Origin of the sequence: Alkalicoccobacillus porphyridii (assembly GCF_007293315.1) — a bacterium.
GTDB lineage: Bacteria > Bacillota > Bacilli > Bacillales > Bacillaceae_D > Alkalicoccobacillus > Alkalicoccobacillus porphyridii.
In genome coordinates this window covers 295,722-312,216 of record NZ_VLXZ01000005.1, presented here as the reverse complement: position 1 = coordinate 312,216, position 16,495 = coordinate 295,722, and the positions used below count along the sequence as shown (strand labels likewise).

20 protein-coding genes and 1 riboswitch are annotated in these 16,495 nt (G+C 39.6%); of the genes, 11 read left to right on the top strand and 9 right to left on the bottom strand.

Going from position 1 to position 16,495, the window contains the following annotated elements; translation table 11 throughout:
* Positions 1-326 precede the first annotated feature (326 nt).
* The 10 genes from FN960_RS10795 to FN960_RS10750 all read left to right on the top strand — a co-directional run bounded on the left by FN960_RS10795 (position 327) and on the right by FN960_RS10750 (position 9,311).
* Positions 327-1,658: an L-cystine transporter gene (locus tag FN960_RS10795; protein ID WP_143848712.1), complete on the top strand. Its 1,332-nt coding sequence runs from the start codon at positions 327-329 to the stop codon at positions 1,656-1,658.
* A gap of 581 nt (positions 1,659-2,239) precedes the next feature.
* Entirely contained in the window at positions 2,240-2,761 is a 522-nt protein-coding gene (locus FN960_RS10790; RefSeq protein WP_143848711.1) for a ribonuclease H-like YkuK family protein, read from the top strand.
* Positions 2,762-2,873: 112 nt separating this feature from the next.
* Entirely contained in the window at positions 2,874-4,085 is a 1,212-nt protein-coding gene (locus FN960_RS10785) for a multidrug effflux MFS transporter (RefSeq protein WP_143848710.1), read from the top strand.
* A 91-nt stretch (positions 4,086-4,176) separates the two neighbouring features.
* Complete coding sequence (locus tag FN960_RS10780) at positions 4,177-4,884, top strand: histidine phosphatase family protein (protein WP_143848709.1); 708 nt, start codon at positions 4,177-4,179, stop codon at positions 4,882-4,884.
* Between the two features lie 93 nt (positions 4,885-4,977).
* On the top strand, positions 4,978-5,652 hold the full coding sequence (locus FN960_RS10775) for an O-methyltransferase (RefSeq protein ID WP_143848708.1): 675 nt from the start codon (positions 4,978-4,980) through the stop codon (positions 5,650-5,652).
* Positions 5,653-5,848: 196 nt separating this feature from the next.
* A complete protein-coding gene (gene sigK / locus FN960_RS10770; RefSeq protein ID WP_143848707.1) occupies positions 5,849-6,556 on the top strand; it encodes an RNA polymerase sporulation sigma factor SigK in 708 nt (235 codons plus the stop codon).
* Positions 6,557-6,809: 253 nt separating this feature from the next.
* Positions 6,810-7,121, top strand: coding sequence for a hypothetical protein (locus tag FN960_RS10765; protein ID WP_143848706.1), 312 nt, complete (start codon positions 6,810-6,812; stop codon positions 7,119-7,121).
* Positions 7,121-7,477: a YjcZ family sporulation protein gene (locus tag FN960_RS10760; protein WP_260681982.1), complete on the top strand. Its 357-nt coding sequence runs from the start codon at positions 7,121-7,123 to the stop codon at positions 7,475-7,477. Before FN960_RS10765 ends, FN960_RS10760 begins: the two co-directional genes overlap by 1 nt.
* Before the next feature lie 440 nt (positions 7,478-7,917).
* The gene (locus tag FN960_RS10755) at positions 7,918-8,175 is read left to right on the top strand and encodes a hypothetical protein (protein WP_143848705.1); all 258 of its coding nucleotides are present in this window, start codon (positions 7,918-7,920) and stop codon (positions 8,173-8,175) included.
* Between the two features lie 377 nt (positions 8,176-8,552).
* Entirely contained in the window at positions 8,553-9,311 is a 759-nt protein-coding gene (locus FN960_RS10750; protein ID WP_260681986.1) for an SGNH/GDSL hydrolase family protein, read from the top strand.
* Between the two features lie 106 nt (positions 9,312-9,417).
* Here FN960_RS10750 and FN960_RS10745 read toward each other — a convergent pair whose 3' ends face one another.
* The 6 genes from FN960_RS10745 to pssA all read right to left on the bottom strand — a co-directional run bounded on the left by FN960_RS10745 (position 9,418) and on the right by pssA (position 13,711).
* Complete coding sequence (locus FN960_RS10745) at positions 9,418-9,546, bottom strand: YjcZ family sporulation protein (RefSeq protein WP_438799873.1); 129 nt, start codon at positions 9,544-9,546, stop codon at positions 9,418-9,420.
* A 62-nt stretch (positions 9,547-9,608) separates the two neighbouring features.
* Positions 9,609-10,274, bottom strand: coding sequence for a thiaminase II (tenA, locus tag FN960_RS10740; protein ID WP_143848702.1), 666 nt, complete (start codon positions 10,272-10,274; stop codon positions 9,609-9,611).
* Positions 10,275-10,295: 21 nt separating this feature from the next.
* Positions 10,296-11,105: a bifunctional hydroxymethylpyrimidine kinase/phosphomethylpyrimidine kinase gene (thiD, locus tag FN960_RS10735; RefSeq protein WP_143848701.1), complete on the bottom strand. Its 810-nt coding sequence runs from the start codon at positions 11,103-11,105 to the stop codon at positions 10,296-10,298.
* Between the two features lie 7 nt (positions 11,106-11,112).
* Positions 11,113-12,393: an acetylornithine deacetylase gene (locus FN960_RS10730; protein WP_143848736.1), complete on the bottom strand. Its 1,281-nt coding sequence runs from the start codon at positions 12,391-12,393 to the stop codon at positions 11,113-11,115.
* A 90-nt stretch (positions 12,394-12,483) separates the two neighbouring features.
* A riboswitch (TPP riboswitch) is annotated at positions 12,484-12,583 on the bottom strand.
* Positions 12,584-12,645: 62 nt separating this feature from the next.
* On the bottom strand, positions 12,646-12,918 hold the full coding sequence (locus FN960_RS10725) for a non-specific DNA-binding protein Hbs (protein ID WP_143848700.1): 273 nt from the start codon (positions 12,916-12,918) through the stop codon (positions 12,646-12,648).
* Positions 12,919-13,171: 253 nt separating this feature from the next.
* Positions 13,172-13,711: a CDP-diacylglycerol--serine O-phosphatidyltransferase gene (gene pssA, locus FN960_RS10720; RefSeq protein WP_143848699.1), complete on the bottom strand. Its 540-nt coding sequence runs from the start codon at positions 13,709-13,711 to the stop codon at positions 13,172-13,174.
* A gap of 130 nt (positions 13,712-13,841) precedes the next feature.
* On the opposite strand from pssA, the gene FN960_RS10715 reads away from it, so the two are divergent.
* Positions 13,842-14,630, top strand: a complete 789-nt coding sequence (locus FN960_RS10715; RefSeq protein ID WP_260681981.1) for a phosphatidylserine decarboxylase — start codon at positions 13,842-13,844, stop codon at positions 14,628-14,630.
* Positions 14,631-15,413: 783 nt separating this feature from the next.
* Here FN960_RS10715 and mnhG read toward each other — a convergent pair.
* Genes mnhG through FN960_RS10700 form a run of 3 tightly spaced genes read right to left on the bottom strand, consistent with a single transcriptional unit; the run spans position 15,414 to position 16,493 of the window.
* Positions 15,414-15,755: a monovalent cation/H(+) antiporter subunit G gene (gene mnhG, locus FN960_RS10710; protein ID WP_143848698.1), complete on the bottom strand. Its 342-nt coding sequence runs from the start codon at positions 15,753-15,755 to the stop codon at positions 15,414-15,416.
* Positions 15,742-16,017, bottom strand: a complete 276-nt coding sequence (locus FN960_RS10705) for a Na(+)/H(+) antiporter subunit F1 (protein ID WP_143848697.1) — start codon at positions 16,015-16,017, stop codon at positions 15,742-15,744. The genes mnhG and FN960_RS10705 overlap by 14 nt, the downstream gene beginning before the upstream one ends.
* The gene (locus tag FN960_RS10700; RefSeq protein ID WP_143848696.1) at positions 16,017-16,493 is read right to left on the bottom strand and encodes a Na+/H+ antiporter subunit E; all 477 of its coding nucleotides are present in this window, start codon (positions 16,491-16,493) and stop codon (positions 16,017-16,019) included. Before FN960_RS10700 ends, FN960_RS10705 begins: the two co-directional genes overlap by 1 nt.
* Positions 16,494-16,495 lie beyond the last annotated feature (2 nt).

Genomic DNA, 16,495 nt, shown 5'->3' with positions numbered 1-16,495 from the left:
AGCGAAGTTTTCTCCTGTAGCGGTGCATAAGCTCATTTCTTGATGACTTTTTCAGTAGCCTCTTTTTATCAGAAAGATATAGTTCTTTGTAGTTCTTAGTATGTTTATTGTTTATAAAGAAAGTAGATTGTTTGACTAAATCAAATAATAACTCATAAACTAAGCAAGTCTGAATAAAATCCATTATCCCTACTTGACAGATACGATTAACGGGATTAAGATAACAAAGCCTATTGAAATTATTTAAGGAGTGAACTGCACTGGATATTTTATTTGTACTTATTATTTTAGCTATCTTATTAGGATTTGTTGGACTTTTGTTCTACATGCAGAAGAAGCATATATCATTCTCAAAGCGTGTATTTACTGGTCTTGGATTAGGTATTCTTTTTGGACTTGCACTACAATTTCTTTTTGAACCAGATTCTTTTGTGATTGAAACAGCTACGGATTGGATGAGCATTATTGGTTCCGGTTATGTACGCTTTTTGCAAATGATTGTTATGCCCCTTGTATTTATTTCTATTTTGTCAGCTTTTACACGTTTGACGCTTACAAGCAATCTTGGAAAAGTTAGTGCACTTATTATTGGAACGTTAGTGGCTACTACAGCCATTGCAGCCATTATTGGCATAGCTTCAGCATCTGTTTTTAACTTAAATGCAGAGCAAATTATACAAGGAGACGCTGAGATAGCTCGAGGTACTTCACTTGAAGAAACATCTCAAGGAATTGAAGCAGACACATTGCCACAGCAAATTATTGCACTCATTCCTTCGAATCCTTTTCTTGATTTTACTGGTCAGCGTGCAACATCAACCATTGCTGTCGTAATCTTTGCTGCATTTTTAGGTTTAGCTTATCTTGGTATCAAAAGAAAGCAACCTGAACAAGCCGAGCATTTTGCCAAAATAACTGAAACGCTTCATGCGATTGTGATGAGAATTGTTACATTAATTCTTCGTTTAACTCCATTTGGAGTGCTAGCCATTATGACTCGTACGGTGGCAACTAGTGATTTAAATGCAATTGCCACGTTAGGAGAATTTGTGGCAGCCTCTTATGTAGCACTAATTATCATGTTTTTGGTTCACTTATTGATTTTGGTTGTGATTGGATTAAATCCACTTACCTATTTGAAAAAAGCATTCCCGGTTTTGGCATTTGCGTTTACCTCAAGAACAAGTGCCGGAGCATTGCCGATGAACATCCAAACACAAAAGCAATTAGGTGTACCTGAAGGGATCGCTAACTTTGCTGGTTCGTTTGGACTTTCTATCGGTCAAAATGGATGTGCAGGTATTTACCCTGCGATGCTTGCGGTTATGATCGCACCGACAGTTGGTATCAATCCATTAGCTCCAGATTTCTTATTCTTTTTAATTTTTGTTGTAGCCATTAGCTCATTTGGAGTTGCAGGTGTTGGTGGAGGAGCAACCTTTGCAGCAATCCTTGTATTGTCTGCTCTTGACCTTCCAATTGCTTTAGCAGGTGTGTTAATCTCTGTTGAGCCTCTTATTGATATGGGACGTACAGCAGTGAATGTTAGTGGTAGTATGGTATCAGGCTTGTTTACCAGTAAGGTTACAAAACAAATTGATACGTCAGTATACCAAGATCCAACAAAACGATTGGACACACAAGAGTTAGAAGCGTAAAAGATATAAAAGTACCAATGTTTTTAATGTGTTGATTAAAGAAAGCAATTAACAATTGTATAATGACATCTTCTGCTTCGGATGCAGAGTACTTTGCTTCTATGGTTACAGTCATAATGGAAAAGTTCCCGACGTAATTAAGAGACTGAGGCTAGAACAGAATTATTAAAATTGATAGAAAAGCTGAACAATCATTGTTCAGCTTTTTTTATTGTATGAAAAAAAACAAGGATAGATGTCGCTCCAGAAAAAGTACATGGAGGAATTGGAGGGAATCTAATATGAGTTCTTCGGCTGCCGCTCCCGAAAATGGGGGCACGCTTACCGCGGGAGTACCTGAGCTAACTCGACTACGTCGATTTATCTCAATGAACCTTTATATCCCGCAGGTGTTGGCCCCCATTTTCGTCCGCTTGATGTAGTGGCAGGCATCAAGTGTATAAGAGTGTTAGTAGGTTTAAAATAGCCTCAAGTTGTCTTCACTTTTTCTTAATTATTGATAAAACTCGTTTTGCGTCATGAATTCTTGAAAGTGCATATACTAACATATCATGGATTAGAGGATAAGGAGCGACAAGTGGATGGAGCTTAGACACTTCTATAACCTGCAGGAAAAAGGTATGTTATTTGAACAGGTATTTGACCATATCATAAGCTTTATGAACCAGCAGCCACAGGCGCAGTATAAATTAATGCTCGGAACAGACTCGCAGGTTCATCCGCGATTCACTCGTTTTATCTCTGGAATTGTTATACAAAGGCTGGGTTATGGGGTTTGGGCTTGCGCAAGTAAAACGGTTGTGAATCGTAAAATGAATAACTTGCATGAGCGAATATCCTATGAAACCACACTTACAGAGGAAGTGGCAGCTATGTTTACAGAGTCACATAAAACAGAATTAATAAATATTATCCTTCCTCACATTTATGAGGGAGCAACATTTACTATTGAAGGTCATATTGACATTGGTGCGGGAAAGAGGAATCGTACTCGCGAATTTGTCAGGGAGATGAGAGGCAGAATTGAGTCTTCAGGGCTTGAAGCAAAGATCAAACCCGACTCATTTGTTGCTAGCTGCTATGCAAATCGCTACACAAAATAAAGTGTCTGGCATCAAGCACTCTACTGGACAGCTACGCCTTCCTCACGTAGACTAACACTGATTTATAAAAAGAGAAAAAGAAAAGATTGTTGGTAGAGGGAGAGGTAGGTTCATGGTACACAACCCTAAAGGGAAAGAAAGGTTGGCACTAGCCTTTTTATTAAGCATGTTGGCTGTGCTCGGTCCGTTAAATATTGATATGTATTTGCCTAGTTTCCCAGAGATTGCATCAGATCTTGGAGCTAGAGAGTCACTCGTTCAATTAAGTCTAACAGCGTGCTTGTTTGGGTTAGCAGTTGGTCAGGTTTTTATTGGTCCTATCAGTGACTCAAAAGGAAGGCTTACCCCCTTATACATATCTGTAATATTGTTTGCCGTTGCTTCAATTATTTGTGCACTTGCTCCGAACATAAGTTGGTTTATAGCTGGGCGATTTATGCAGGGGTTCACGGCAGCGGGGGGCATAGTTATCTCTCGGGCAATTGTGAGAGACGTTTTTAGTGGTAAGCATTTAACAAAGTTTTTTGCATTATTAATGGTTATTAATGCCGTAGCACCACTCGTTGCACCAATCCTTGGTGGGGCGATTTTGTTATTACCTTACACGGGCTGGAGTGAGATTTTTTATTTTCTTTCACTAATAGGTATCATTATTGTTATCATGGTTTTTTGGAAACTCAAAGAAAGTCACCCCCCAGAAAAAAGAACACCAAGCTCGTTCAAATTTACGCTCAAATCATATGGTGAGTTATTTAGAGATCGTTCATTTATCGGCTATGCCTTAACCTTAGGATTTGCTCATGGGGGGAGTTTCGCATACGTATCAGGTACCCCATTTGTTTATCAAGGAATTTATGGAGTATCACCGCAAACCTTTAGTCTATTATTCGGCATTAATGGACTAGCTATCATTATGGGAACTTGGATGGTTGGCAGGTTTGCAGATGTTATTGAAGAGAGAGTCTTTTTAAGATTGGCTGTCATTATGGCGACTGTAGCAACTGCCTTTTTATTAATTATGACGCTGATAGAACCACCACTTGCGTTTATTGTTATTCCGATTTTTATTTACATGACCTGTATGGGCATGATTTTGACCACATCGTACACCCTAGGAATAAAGGAGCAAGGACACCGAGCGGGGACTGCAAGTGCACTGCTTGGACTATTTCCATTGCTGATAGGGGGGCTTGTAGCACCACTTGCGGGATTCTCCGTGGCTACCGCTATACCTATGGGACTCATTTTGTTTAGCACTTGTTTTATTGCACTAGGGTGCTTTTTCTTCCTTACGCAAAACAAAAGAGTGGGAGAACAAGTTTAAGAGACTTCTTTCTCATTTGCTGTTGGTGGACTTCGGGTGTATCATTTATTTAAGAAGAATTAAAAAGGTTTTATATTAGGAGGCACTTCTTATGGAAACAGAACATGATCTTACACTACACTTAATACGACATGGGCAAACCATTTTTAACTTTCAAGATAAGGTACAAGGCTGGAGCGATACCCCTTTAACAGAAGAAGGACGGACCGTTGCAGCACGTTTAGGTAAAGGCCTAAAAAGCCGTAGAATTGATGCCATTTATTCTAGTGATAGTGGACGAGCCATTGAGACAGCGACTCTAATACGTGAACATAGTGAGAAAACAGATCTAGAGCTTATCACATCAAAAGGGTTGCGTGAAATGTATTTTGGCACATTTGAGGGAGGACCTAACCCAATATTATGGAATAAGGTTCGTGAAGAATTAGGCCAGAAGGATAGAGAGGGCATTTCCAGAGCAGAAGCTGAAATCGATGAAATCTGTCAAACCGTATCTATCCTAGATCCGGAAGCAGAAGATTGGAAGGCCTATACAGAAAGGTTATTTGCCGCTCTGCAAGCCATTGTTGATGATGCCTTAGAGAAAGGACATCAAGATGTATATATTGTCTCACACGGACTAAGTATTCGTGTTATCCTTCATGTACTTAAATATAGAGAAGGGTATTTAAAGATTGAGAATACCAGTATCTCTGAATTGCTATATAAAGCAGGTACTTTTTCTTCCTTTGGCTCCATTAATAATACGGAATTATTGGTTGTAGACGAAGAGGCACAGCTGCAAGATACACAGAAATAAGAGTGAAGACGGACAGGTTGATTGTCCATTTTTTTCAAATTGGGATTCTTGTTTGTTCGGATAGTGTATAGAATATTTCGAGGAGGGATTCAAATGAATAGACGGACATGGTCAGAGGTAGATCATTATTTTCAGGAAAAGCTATTAACAAGCGATTCATTCTTGGATACGGTTCTCACTAGAAATCGACAGGCAGGATTACCAGAGATTGATGTGTCAGCTACACAAGGGAAGCTGCTGCACCTTCTTGTAAAGATGAGTAAGCCAAAACGTGTTTTAGAAATCGGTACGTTGGGTGGATACAGTACAATCTGGATGGGTCGTGGTTTGCCGGAAGATGGGAATATTGTGTCGTTAGAATTAAGTGAGCATCATGCTCAAACAGCTAGGCAAAACATTCAGGAGGCGGAGCTTGAGCACAAGGTAGAAATCCTTAATGGTCCGGCACTCGAAATACTTCCTACGTTAGAAGATAAGGGCTACGGTCCATTTGATTTTATTTTTATTGATGCTGACAAACCTAATAACCCGCACTATTTAAAATGGGCACTTAAACTAGCCGCAGATGGTGCTGTCATTATTGGAGATAACGTGGTCCGGAATGGAGAAGTGACAGACCACAGAAGTAACGATGAGCGAATTCATGGTGTTCGTCAATTTATAGACCTACTTAACGAATCAGAAGACATAGATTCCACAGCTATTCAAACTGTAGGAAGCAAAGGCTATGATGGCTTTACCTTAGGTGTTGTACAAAAGAAGAATTGATAGTGGAATTCGAATCCTCCTGTAATAAGGGGGTTTTTTTATGGCTTTTATATTTTTTAGTAAATGTACTGCGTCTGCGTGAAAAGCCTAGTTTAAAGCTCATGGTCATGACTCATCAATGTAATTTAATAAGTACAGACACGAGCAAGCCCACTTCTGCATATGAATAAGAGACAGATATGAGGGAGGTGGGCTGGTGTCAGGAATCTTAGCGGCAATCTCTTTTTTTGTTAAAGAAGTGGTTGTGTTTGTATCCTATGTAAAAAATAACGCGTTTCCCCAGCCGTTAAAAAAAGAGGATGAGCGTAAATACTTAGCCAGAATGGCAGAAGGGGATCCCGAGGCACGTAATTTACTTATTGAACACAACTTACGCTTAGTTGCACATATTGTCAAAAAATTTGAGAACACTCGAGAGGATACGGAAGACCTCATCTCAATTGGAACGATTGGTCTCATCAAAGCAATTGAAAGCTATTCGGACGGAAAGGGCACAAAGCTTGCCACATACGCGGCGCGGTGTATTGAAAATGAAATTCTGATGCATTTAAGAGCATTAAAAAAGGTGCGGAAAGATGTTTCCTTGCACGATCCAATTGGAACGGACAAAGAAGGAAACGAAATCACTCTTATCGATGTACTCCAAGAGGATGCCGATGATATCGTGGACGTTATCCAAACAAAAATGGAAAAAAAACAAATCTACGAATTCATTCATGTATTAGACGAACGGGAAAAAGAAGTGATCGTTGGGCGATTTGGTCTAAGTCTAGAGGAAGAGCGTACGCAACGTGAGATTGCGAAAGAGCTTGGGATTTCCAGAAGCTATGTGTCGCGAATTGAGAAAAGAGCATTAATGAAGTTATTTCATGAGTTTTATAAGCAGAGCAAGGGAAAAGGCTGAGACATGCAAATTGTATAGAGACATTAATCGTATCATCCGAACAGTGGCGGTTAGATCTAATCGCTATTGTTTGGATTTTTTCTTTGGCTGAAATAAATGGGTTTGTCCCCTTAGCATATCTAGTAAACTACTTTTAGAAAATGCATAAGAAAAACAAATGTGTTTTTAAATCAGAAAGTCCCCCCATGCATTAATTTTATTTGTTCATAGAATGTACAGTAACAAAAAATTAAAATGTAAAGGGGAATTTAGTATGAGCTGGGATAATGTTATGCATGGTAGAAGTGGGGAAGAGAGAGGGAAGCATGATAGAGATGATCACAAGAGAGATTGCAAACGTGATGATCATAAGAAAAAGAAACATGATAAAAAAGGGGTCGAATCAATTCTTGAGAAATTACTACCAGGATATTTTGTAGATTATCTCTTTTTGAAAAATGGAAATGTCTATGAGGATATCTGGTTTTCTAGTTATGACGAAGATAATGGTCTTGTTTATTTCACACAGGATGAAGGATATACGCTAATTCTTGAAGTTGATAGAATCGAAGGACTGCAACTATAATGAGTATGCTAAAGAAGTTCGAAAAGCGAGTAAAAAGAGATCCTCGTTTCCAAAAAAAAATAGATGAACTAAGGAGTCCTAGCGCACCTGCTGAAAATAATACTCCTGAATCAGAGAAGACCGAAGAGACTGAGGAGACTGAAGAAACAGAGACGACGGAGGATTCCCCAACAGAAGAAGTAGATACACCTATAATTGAAAACCCTGTGGAGGAGGCACCCGCGCCTGAGAAATCCTTAGATGATGTGCCATTAAATGATAACAAAGCTAGAAACAATTACACCTTAATTATCATTTTGTTCATCCTTTTAATTATTGTTGGAACAGGATTTTCATACTATAAGTATCAAGATTAGCAAAGGACAACATCAACTAAATTGAGTGACCTTACTGCACTGGATTAGTAGCAGTTATGATAATATTAGGCAAAAGCTACATGGTTAAACGTATCTTTTATTACTCAATTTAACGTATGCTAGCCTTTAATGAGTTGTGACAAATTAATCAAATATTTTTTATAATATTCAACTAAACCATATAAATAAATGTGTAGACAAGAGGTAAGAATTTGAGCCTCTTGTCTTTTTAATGTAAAAAACTATAAATAAAAACAACAGAATTATTATAGGTATATAGATTCATTAATTTAATAATCAAAAAGAACCTACACTATCTAAAGTTGTGTTTTATTTGTATGTCTTTTTTCCTATTTATTTTGTTATTTCTCTTGTATATTTTATGGATAATCGTTAAAATACATAATATAGAAATAAAATAGTCGAAAAGGAGTAGTCTAATGCAGTACAATGCAGAAGCGTATAAATATATACTAATAATTCATAAGGGCATCGTAAAAAACTACTCAATTCCACCACATGTACAAGAGTCATTACGGGCAATGGTGGCCTTTTGTAAGGATTCGGTTGATAGCGCTATGCATCGAAAAATGGTGCATGTAGCAGATATACATAGTGATGTATGTAAATTTAGAAAAGTAACAAAACAGAATGTTGTGTTTTTAGATAAATTCTCCAAAGAATTTATACGTTCATAAATGAACACTAAAAAGGGTTTACGCTTGGTTCAATTCGGTTATAACATAGTGAAGGCTAAAAGGGGCCATGTGTATGCTGGATAAAGTTGAAGTTCAAATTATGAAACGTGAATTGTCACGTTTGATAAAAGAGCGATCAAGTAATGCTTGCGTAAGAAGAGAACTAATAACACAAATTGAACTACTACGTTCAGTGTTACCTTCAAACGAACGTTAAAAAGTAGGTCGCTTAACGTTCATAGAAAAAGCCATAAGAGGGGAAGCCCGTTCTCTTATGGCTTTTTATTTGTTACGGTCATTATTTTTGAAAGGATTGATTCATTATTAAAGCTTCTAAACGTACAAAGATATGGTTTGGTTTAGGTATTGCAAGCTTGATGATTCTTCTACTTGTAACAGGGCTTTTGACAAGAGAGGATAATCAAAATACACAGAGTGATGAAGGGGCGATTCCTGATAGTAACCCTTTATTTAGTAAAGCGGATAGCGGAATGACTATTGAAGAGGAACTTATGGAGAGGGCTGGGGACGCGGGGGAGTTAGACATCGCAGTGACTGGAAGCAGTGTATCTGAAGGTCAAGGTGCGAGTGCTTATGAGTTCACTTGGCCGGCCCTTCTTGAAAAAGAATTAAATGCTTCAGGGGATTTGTCAAATGTAGAGGTCCATAATTATGGAGTAAGTGGATTTAAAGTAGCGGATTTGCTACAAGAGAACGTTGTTGCAGACGTAATTGATTTAGAACCAGAGGTCATAATCTTTGAAACAAGTGTGATTAATAGCTATTTCCATGAGGAACCGTTTGATGTGACAAAGCAATCCATAGAAGAGGTCGTTTCAATGGTCGAACAAGATCTACCTGATACGTTAGTTATTTGGGTTTCACCAAACCCTATTAGTGAGTCTACATTCTCATCGGTATTAAATAATAAAGAGTATGAGACGTATGTGGAGCAATCGCGAGAATTTATTATTGAGTCAGGCTGGAACTATTTTGATAGTTATAGTGCATGGGTGAATGAACTTGACGGTAGAGAAGAAAGCACTGACGATTTTTTAATTGATGGGGTTCATCCAAATGATGAAGGCTATAGGCTATGGTTTGAATTGATGAACGAACACGTTCTAAAAGCCTAACGCTAAACACAGAGGTCAATCATCACAAATAAAAAGCTTGTCGACAGTAAATGTCAACAAGCTAATAGAGTCTCAAAAAGAGACTCTTTTTTTTAATGGACTAGTACTAGTATACGTAACTTGCTCCAATAATTACAAGCAAGATGAACAATACAATGATAAACGCAAAGCCACCGCCGTAGCCGCCTTTTCCACCTTCGAACTCACCCATGTTGACACCACCTTTCACAAGCATAGGATAGCTTATGCAGGTAGGGCAAAAGGGGAACACATTTTCAGGAATACGAAAAGAAATAACTAGGTCCAGGATCTTTGCTGATAAGACATTTCCCAAAAGAGATATTCAAACTGACTGGAACGAATAAAGATTGCCTCAAGTTGCTCTTTTTCTTTTTCGTTAACAGATGCTGTTAGGGAGTCGAGTTGCTGCTTTAGCCAGTTAGCTATTTCCGCAAATTCCTCTGATTGATACATTTGAACCCATTCGCCATAATTAGGGTGGTCCATGGCTCCTGGAATGGTAGCTAATGTTTGACCAATCTCTGCATAGCTCCAGGCACATGGAAGAATTGCAGCAATCAAATGAGCGAGGGAGCCTTTTTGGGCTTCACTAATCATATAGCTGCTATAAGAGAGTGTTGTAGCGGCTGGCTCTTCATTTTCTAATTCTTCTTCAGAGATTCCTAATCGCTTCGCATAGGATCGGTGCAGGGCCATCTCTTCATTTAACGTTGATTGCAGGTAGTTGGAGAATATGGCCATTGTTTCTAAATCCGGTGCTTTCACAGCACCAAGAGCAAATACACGAGAGTACTCAATAAGGTATAGGTAGTCTTGTTTCATATAGTATTTGAAGGCCTCTATGTCTAATGTCCCAGATCCAATTTCTTGAACAAAAGGGTGCTTGTGATTAGCTTGCCAGATGGAATCTGCTTTTTCCCGAAGATATTGTGTAAATGACATGTGCTCACTCCTACTAGTAAATTATGATTTTGGTAATCCTTTTAAACGGTAGCCCCAATGGTTTGTTGGCCCGTTTCCTTTTCCAAGTTCTAACGTATAGGAGATTGCATCGCTGATAAATGATTTACCAGTGGAGACGGCTTGTTCAAGTGAATAACCTTTAGCGAGTTCAGCGGTTATTGCTGCTGAGAATGTACAGCCTGTACCGTGTAGATGAATCGTATTCGTCCGTTGTGCATGCAAGTGGGTAATCTGATTATTTGCATAAAGAACATCAGTAGAGTGCTCATGTAGATACCCAGCTTTCACAACGGCTGCTTTTGCTCCAAATTCGGTTACGATCATTTTTGCTGCACGCTCCATATCAGCAATAGATTGTATTGTCAGTCCAGTTAAATCCTGCGCTTCAGGAATGTTTGGCGTAACGATCGTTGCGTGAGGAATGAGTGTCCGTTGCATTGATTGACGTGAATGCTCATCCATTAATGGATCTCCGCTTTTGGCTATCATCACGGGATCACAAATATAGGGTACATTTAAATCTTTTACATAGTCTGCTAACAGTTCCATCATGGCAGGTGTTGCTATCATACCAGTCTTTACCGCTGACGGGGATATATCAGTTATAACGGCTTGAAGCTGGGCTTCAATGAGTTCAAGTGACATATGCTCAATCTTCTTGACACCGGTTGTATTTTGAGCGAGAACCGATGTAATCACGCTCATGCCAAAGACTTCTCTTTCTTGAAATGTTTTTAAATCGGCTTGGATTCCTGCACCGCCAGTTGGGTCGGTTCCAGCTATGGTTAGAGCTGTGTGAATAGTCATGATTTTCGCCTCACTTCTTCTCCCGTTTGGTGTTACACCAGGAGGTAATAAACGTTAAGATGGTTTTTGTGTACTGTACCAGTTCATCAATGGAAATGCGCTCATTCACGGCATGTGCATGTGCTAATTGTCCTGGACCATAGATGGCTGTCGGAATTCCAGCATCTCCAAGCCAACCACCATCATTTACAGATGGAGACATTGAAATAAGTGCTTCTGTCTTTAAGATGTGGTGATGGGCACGCTTTAACATGTTGATAGCTAAAGACTCTTCATCAATTGAAAGAGAGGGGAAAACCTCACCACGTTCTTCAATCATAGAGTTCCCGCCCCAAAGAAAAGTTGGCGGATGCTCTTTCATCCAAGGGTCTGCAGCGGCCGTTGCAAGCACATGCTCCTCGATTTCTTTAGCGACAGTATCATAGCTCTCATTAGGGTAAAAATGTACTGTGATCCAAAGAGAGCACTTATCGGCAATAAAGGCAGCATGACGGCCACCCTCAATGACTGCTGGGTTGATGGTGTTTGTTCCTGGTTGAAAGCCAGGGTAGTGCTTAGTGACCGCCCAGTGACGTTCTAACTCCTGAAGGCTACCAATTAGTTTAGCCATCTTTTCAATGGTACTTGCAGCTTGAAGCTGCCCGCCTGCATGAATCATTTGCCTTCTCTGCGCATCATGATGCGTAGTAGGGCTTTGCAGGGTAATCCAGCCAGTGATTACACCACCTTGACCTTGTATTTGCATTTGACTTGTATCAGCCACAATAGCAAAGTCAGCCGTGTAGCCTCGTTCACAGCATTGTTTCGTTCCTGCCTCACCAGCTTCTTCACCTACAACAGATTGAAGTATGAGATCCCCATTAAGCGGGTAATTGGATTCATGTAACAGCTTCAAAGCAAAGAGACACGCTGCAAGCCCGCCTTTCATATCCGCTGTTCCACGCCCGTAGATGTGTCTTTGATTAATGACTGCTTCAAATGGGGGAGTCTCCCAAGGTTCATCTTCTGAGATAGATGCAACATCCACATGACCATTTAGAATAAGGCTTTGGTAGTCATTACTCATTTGGCCTTTTCTGGTTGCGACAACATTAGGGTCACCAGGATACACGTCCCATTGATTGACGGTATATGAAAGCTTGGTTAAGTATTGAGCTATGTATGACTGAATAGAAGCTGAGTTTCTCGCAGGTGGGCTAACGGTCTGATAGGATACGAGCTTTTGTACTAAAGCCGTTAGTTCATCTTCTCTCTCGTCTACTTGACTAAGAAGATCAATTAAACTACTCATCATCAATTCCTCCCCAAAAAAACACCGCTTCTTTAGTAAGAAGCGGTGTGCACATTAGTTCAATAGCTGAACCATACTGTACTATGTATGGTGTATCAAGTGCCACTTTCCTACGCTAGTGCTAACTAGATCAGGTAATTAGGGTTAAGGCAAAGCCTCTCTCAGCAAACATGCACCCCTAGTGGTTTTCTATTTAATTGCTATTCTCATTAATAAGAAGGGAACCATTCACTTCCTGCTTCTAAGTAATGATTAGTTAACTGCGTCTTTAAGTTGTTTACCTGGCTTGAATGCAGGATTTTTTGTTGCTGGAATTTCGATTTCTTCTCCAGTTTGCGGGTTGCGGCCTTTACGTGCAGAACGCTCACGTACTTCAAAGCTACCAAATCCAACAAGTTGTACTTTTCCACCTTCAACTAGTGAAGTAGTAATACTTTCAAATACAGCGTCTACAGCTTTAGAAGCATCTTTCTTAGATAGATCAGCTTGCTCTGATACTGCGTTAATCAAATCAGTTTTGTTCATGAGAAAACTCCCTTTCATTCCTTAAGTTAGAAAAGATTATTAGCACAAAATCGTGATAACAATCTTGTTTCTGACAAGTTTTATTATAACCTGCACTTCAAATTTACTCATGAATCCTAGTGGTGTCAAGACATTTGGGTTAAATAAACGCTTAATAGAGACTTTTTTATCATTTTTTAGCAAAAATCATTGAATAAAGAGAAATGGACGCTTCATAAGCGTCCACCTGTTACAAACAATCTATGACATTAAGCTAGATTTTACGAACACGGAATGGACTGACCATTAGAAGAGAGAGACCAATCGTGACAAACATAAACACATAAAGTGGCATGTAATTGACGAATAGGGTTAGAAATGTCAGAATACAACCAGCGGCTGTTATCGGTAGACCGACATAATAGCCATGAGATTCAGTGATATTAAAGCGGGCAAGTCTCAACGCACCACACATAATATATATGATGGCAAAGATTGCACCGGTCACACCAAATTCATAAAGAACAGCTTGATACATTAACATCGCAGGTGCTACGCCAAATGATATAATATCACTAAGTGAATCGAGTTGCTTACCCAATTCAGAGGTCGTGTTAAACTTTCTTGCTGCGGCACCATCTAAACGGTCAAATACAGCAGCAATCGCGATAAGTAATAAACCAACACGCAATTGATCGTGAAATACATAAATTATAGCTAAAGCTCCAAAACCGAGATTAATTAGTGTTAAGGCGTTAGCAATTTGACCCTTAATCTTCCTGAAAGAAGAGTCAAGTCGTTGTAATAGGAACACCTTCGTTCACACTCCTTTATAAGTGCCATGAGCACTACACAGTTACAAAAAACTGTATTAATATATAATTATAGCATGAGATCAAGAGAATAGAAACAGAGTCTGATGAATCAGATCGATGGGGGCACGAATGATGAGGGGTTTTCGATGGTTTTTTTGCTCATGCGTAGAATTGAGCAATGGACCTTTTTTATCTAAAAGGCTAAAAAGCTTTGCGGAGTCAACATATAGCAAGCCGTTTGTACCTTTGTTTGTTAAAGCGTTTAAAATAGATCTAAAAGAAGCCAGTTTACCAATAAAACAATATAATAGTCTACACTCATTTTTTATTAGAGAGTTAAAAGAAGGGAAGAGAGAGGTAGATCAGGAAGGGCATAGTGTTGTCAGTCCGGTTGATGGTGTGTTAGCAGAGCAGGGGGAGTTACAAGCTGACAGCTGTTTTGAGGTTAAAGGGCAACGTTATACGATTGTTGATATGCTTGGTTCAGAGCAAGCTGCATCCTTTTACAAGGAAGGAACGTATATGGTCCTTTACCTAAGTCCGAGCCATTATCATCGTTTCCATGCACCTCTTTCAGGGACAGTTCTCGAACGCTGGAAACTGGGTAACACCTCTTATCCTGTAAATCACTTAGGAATGAAATATGGCAAAAAACCTTTATCAGGAAATTTCCGAATTATTTCCGAAATCAAGTCGAAATTCGGAACGATGGCCATGGTTAAGGTAGGAGCCATGAATATTAATACAATCGAATTAACGCATGATTCGGAGGTTCTAAAAAAAGGAGAAGAAGTTGGATACTTCTCTTTCGGTTCAACCATTGTCTTGCTCTTTACAAAGGATATGATCGCACTCACTCATCAACAAACACCCAAGGAAATAAAAATGGGAGAAAAAATAGGATCGGTTTCGCTATAAGAATAGCCTGCGACCTACATGTGTTCATCTCATAAAGACCCAAACGATGATGCTGATCAAACAAATCATCGTTTGGGTCTCTTTATTTTAGGAAGGTGAGATAGGCTACGCTTCGGAAATGCACTGCGCTGGTTAATACTCACATACCTTTATTCAGTTGGCATACTTAGTTTGTCATTTGGATTCAAGAGCACTGAGTTTGGATGAGTACTCTATATATATGTCAAAAAGAATATGTGGTAGGCACAAACTATATCTTATATACAAAAAGACGCATGAGTAATCTCTCATAAACTTGATGCCTGCCACTCATCAAGCGGACGGAAATGGAGGGCTGACACCTGCGGGATGTAGAGGAGGCCACTGAAAAAGTCATGAATGAGCTGAATGGCGCCGCTACAGGAGAACCCTACGCTTTCCGCGGGAACGGCCTCAGCCCTCTAAGTGGAAAACCACCACTTCGATGTCGGTCTGCCGCGTTCTGTTCCGCAGGAGTCTTCGGGTTCTCCTTTCGCTAACGATCTGCATTAAACAATTTAAGAACGTTCGCAGTCTTCTAAAGATCATTTTTCAGGTACCTCCCCGCGGTAAGCGTGCCCCCATTTTTGGGAGCGGCAGCCGAAGAACCATTACACAGATCCCCTCCAATTCTTCCATGTACTTATACAAGCAAGGTGTATTTTAGGAGCGACAATACAAAAAAGCTGAACAATTGAATGGATCTGACTCCAACATTGTTCAGCTTTTCTATTCGTTATAAAATTCTTCCTCAGACTCTTCCATTTATTTTTTATACGTTTTCTTTAAATCGTCGAATGCCTTTGGATCGTGTTGAGGAATCCCTACTCGATGTGCTGAGCGGGCAATCATAAGCGCTGCCATGGGAGCGGTAAGAAAAATAAAGAGCAACGTTAGCAGAATCTTTCCTACAAACATATCTTGCTCAAGCAAAAAATAAAAAAAGGCGCTAATTAGCAGAAGAATGGTCCCAAGCGTAGAACTCTTACCTGCTGCATGAAGCCGTGTGTACACGTCTTTAAATCGATTTATTCCTATTGCAGCAAGAAGGCAAAACAAGGAACCGCTCACCAAAAACAGTGAAAGAACCCATTCAGTGATGCTCAAATAGATCACCTCTCTCTAAGAATTTAGACATAGCGACCGAACCAACAAAGGCAAGGATACCAATAACGAGGATCACCTCAGAATATGCAAGTGAACTCTGACTAATCATAATCGTTCCAATAAAACCAACAAGGATTAATCCAAAGGTATCAAGAGCTGCAATGCGGTCAAAGGTAGTTGGACCTAGCAAGCCACGAACAAAACAAAGTAACATCGAAATAGCTAGTATAATTTGAACAAAGGCAACAACAACTGCAAACATTAGCGAGTCACCTCCATAATTGCTCGTTCAAACGTATCATGAAAACCTTTTATCATTTCCTCGCGGTTATCTATATCCAAAGCATGTACAAAAATCGTCTTGTTGTCCTCCGAAAAATCCATGGATAACGTGCCAGGAGTTAATGTAATTAAAACCGCTAATAGTGTTACCTCACCCTCCGTTTGTAATTGGGTAGGGACCGCAATAATACCTGATTGAACTTGAATCTTAGGAGAAAGAACAACTTTTAGAACGTCAATGTTTGCTTTTACTAGTTCCTTTGAAAACAGCACGAGGAGTTTGATAATCGCCCACACTCGGTGGAGATAGAGTCGAAATCCATAGAACCGCTGAAACAGTAAAAGGGTGGCAAGCCCTATGAGATAACCAATCGTGAAGTCAGAGAGGGAGAAGCTGTTTGTAAATAGCATCCAGCTAAAGGCGACTATGATATTAATAATTAGTTGTACACCCATTT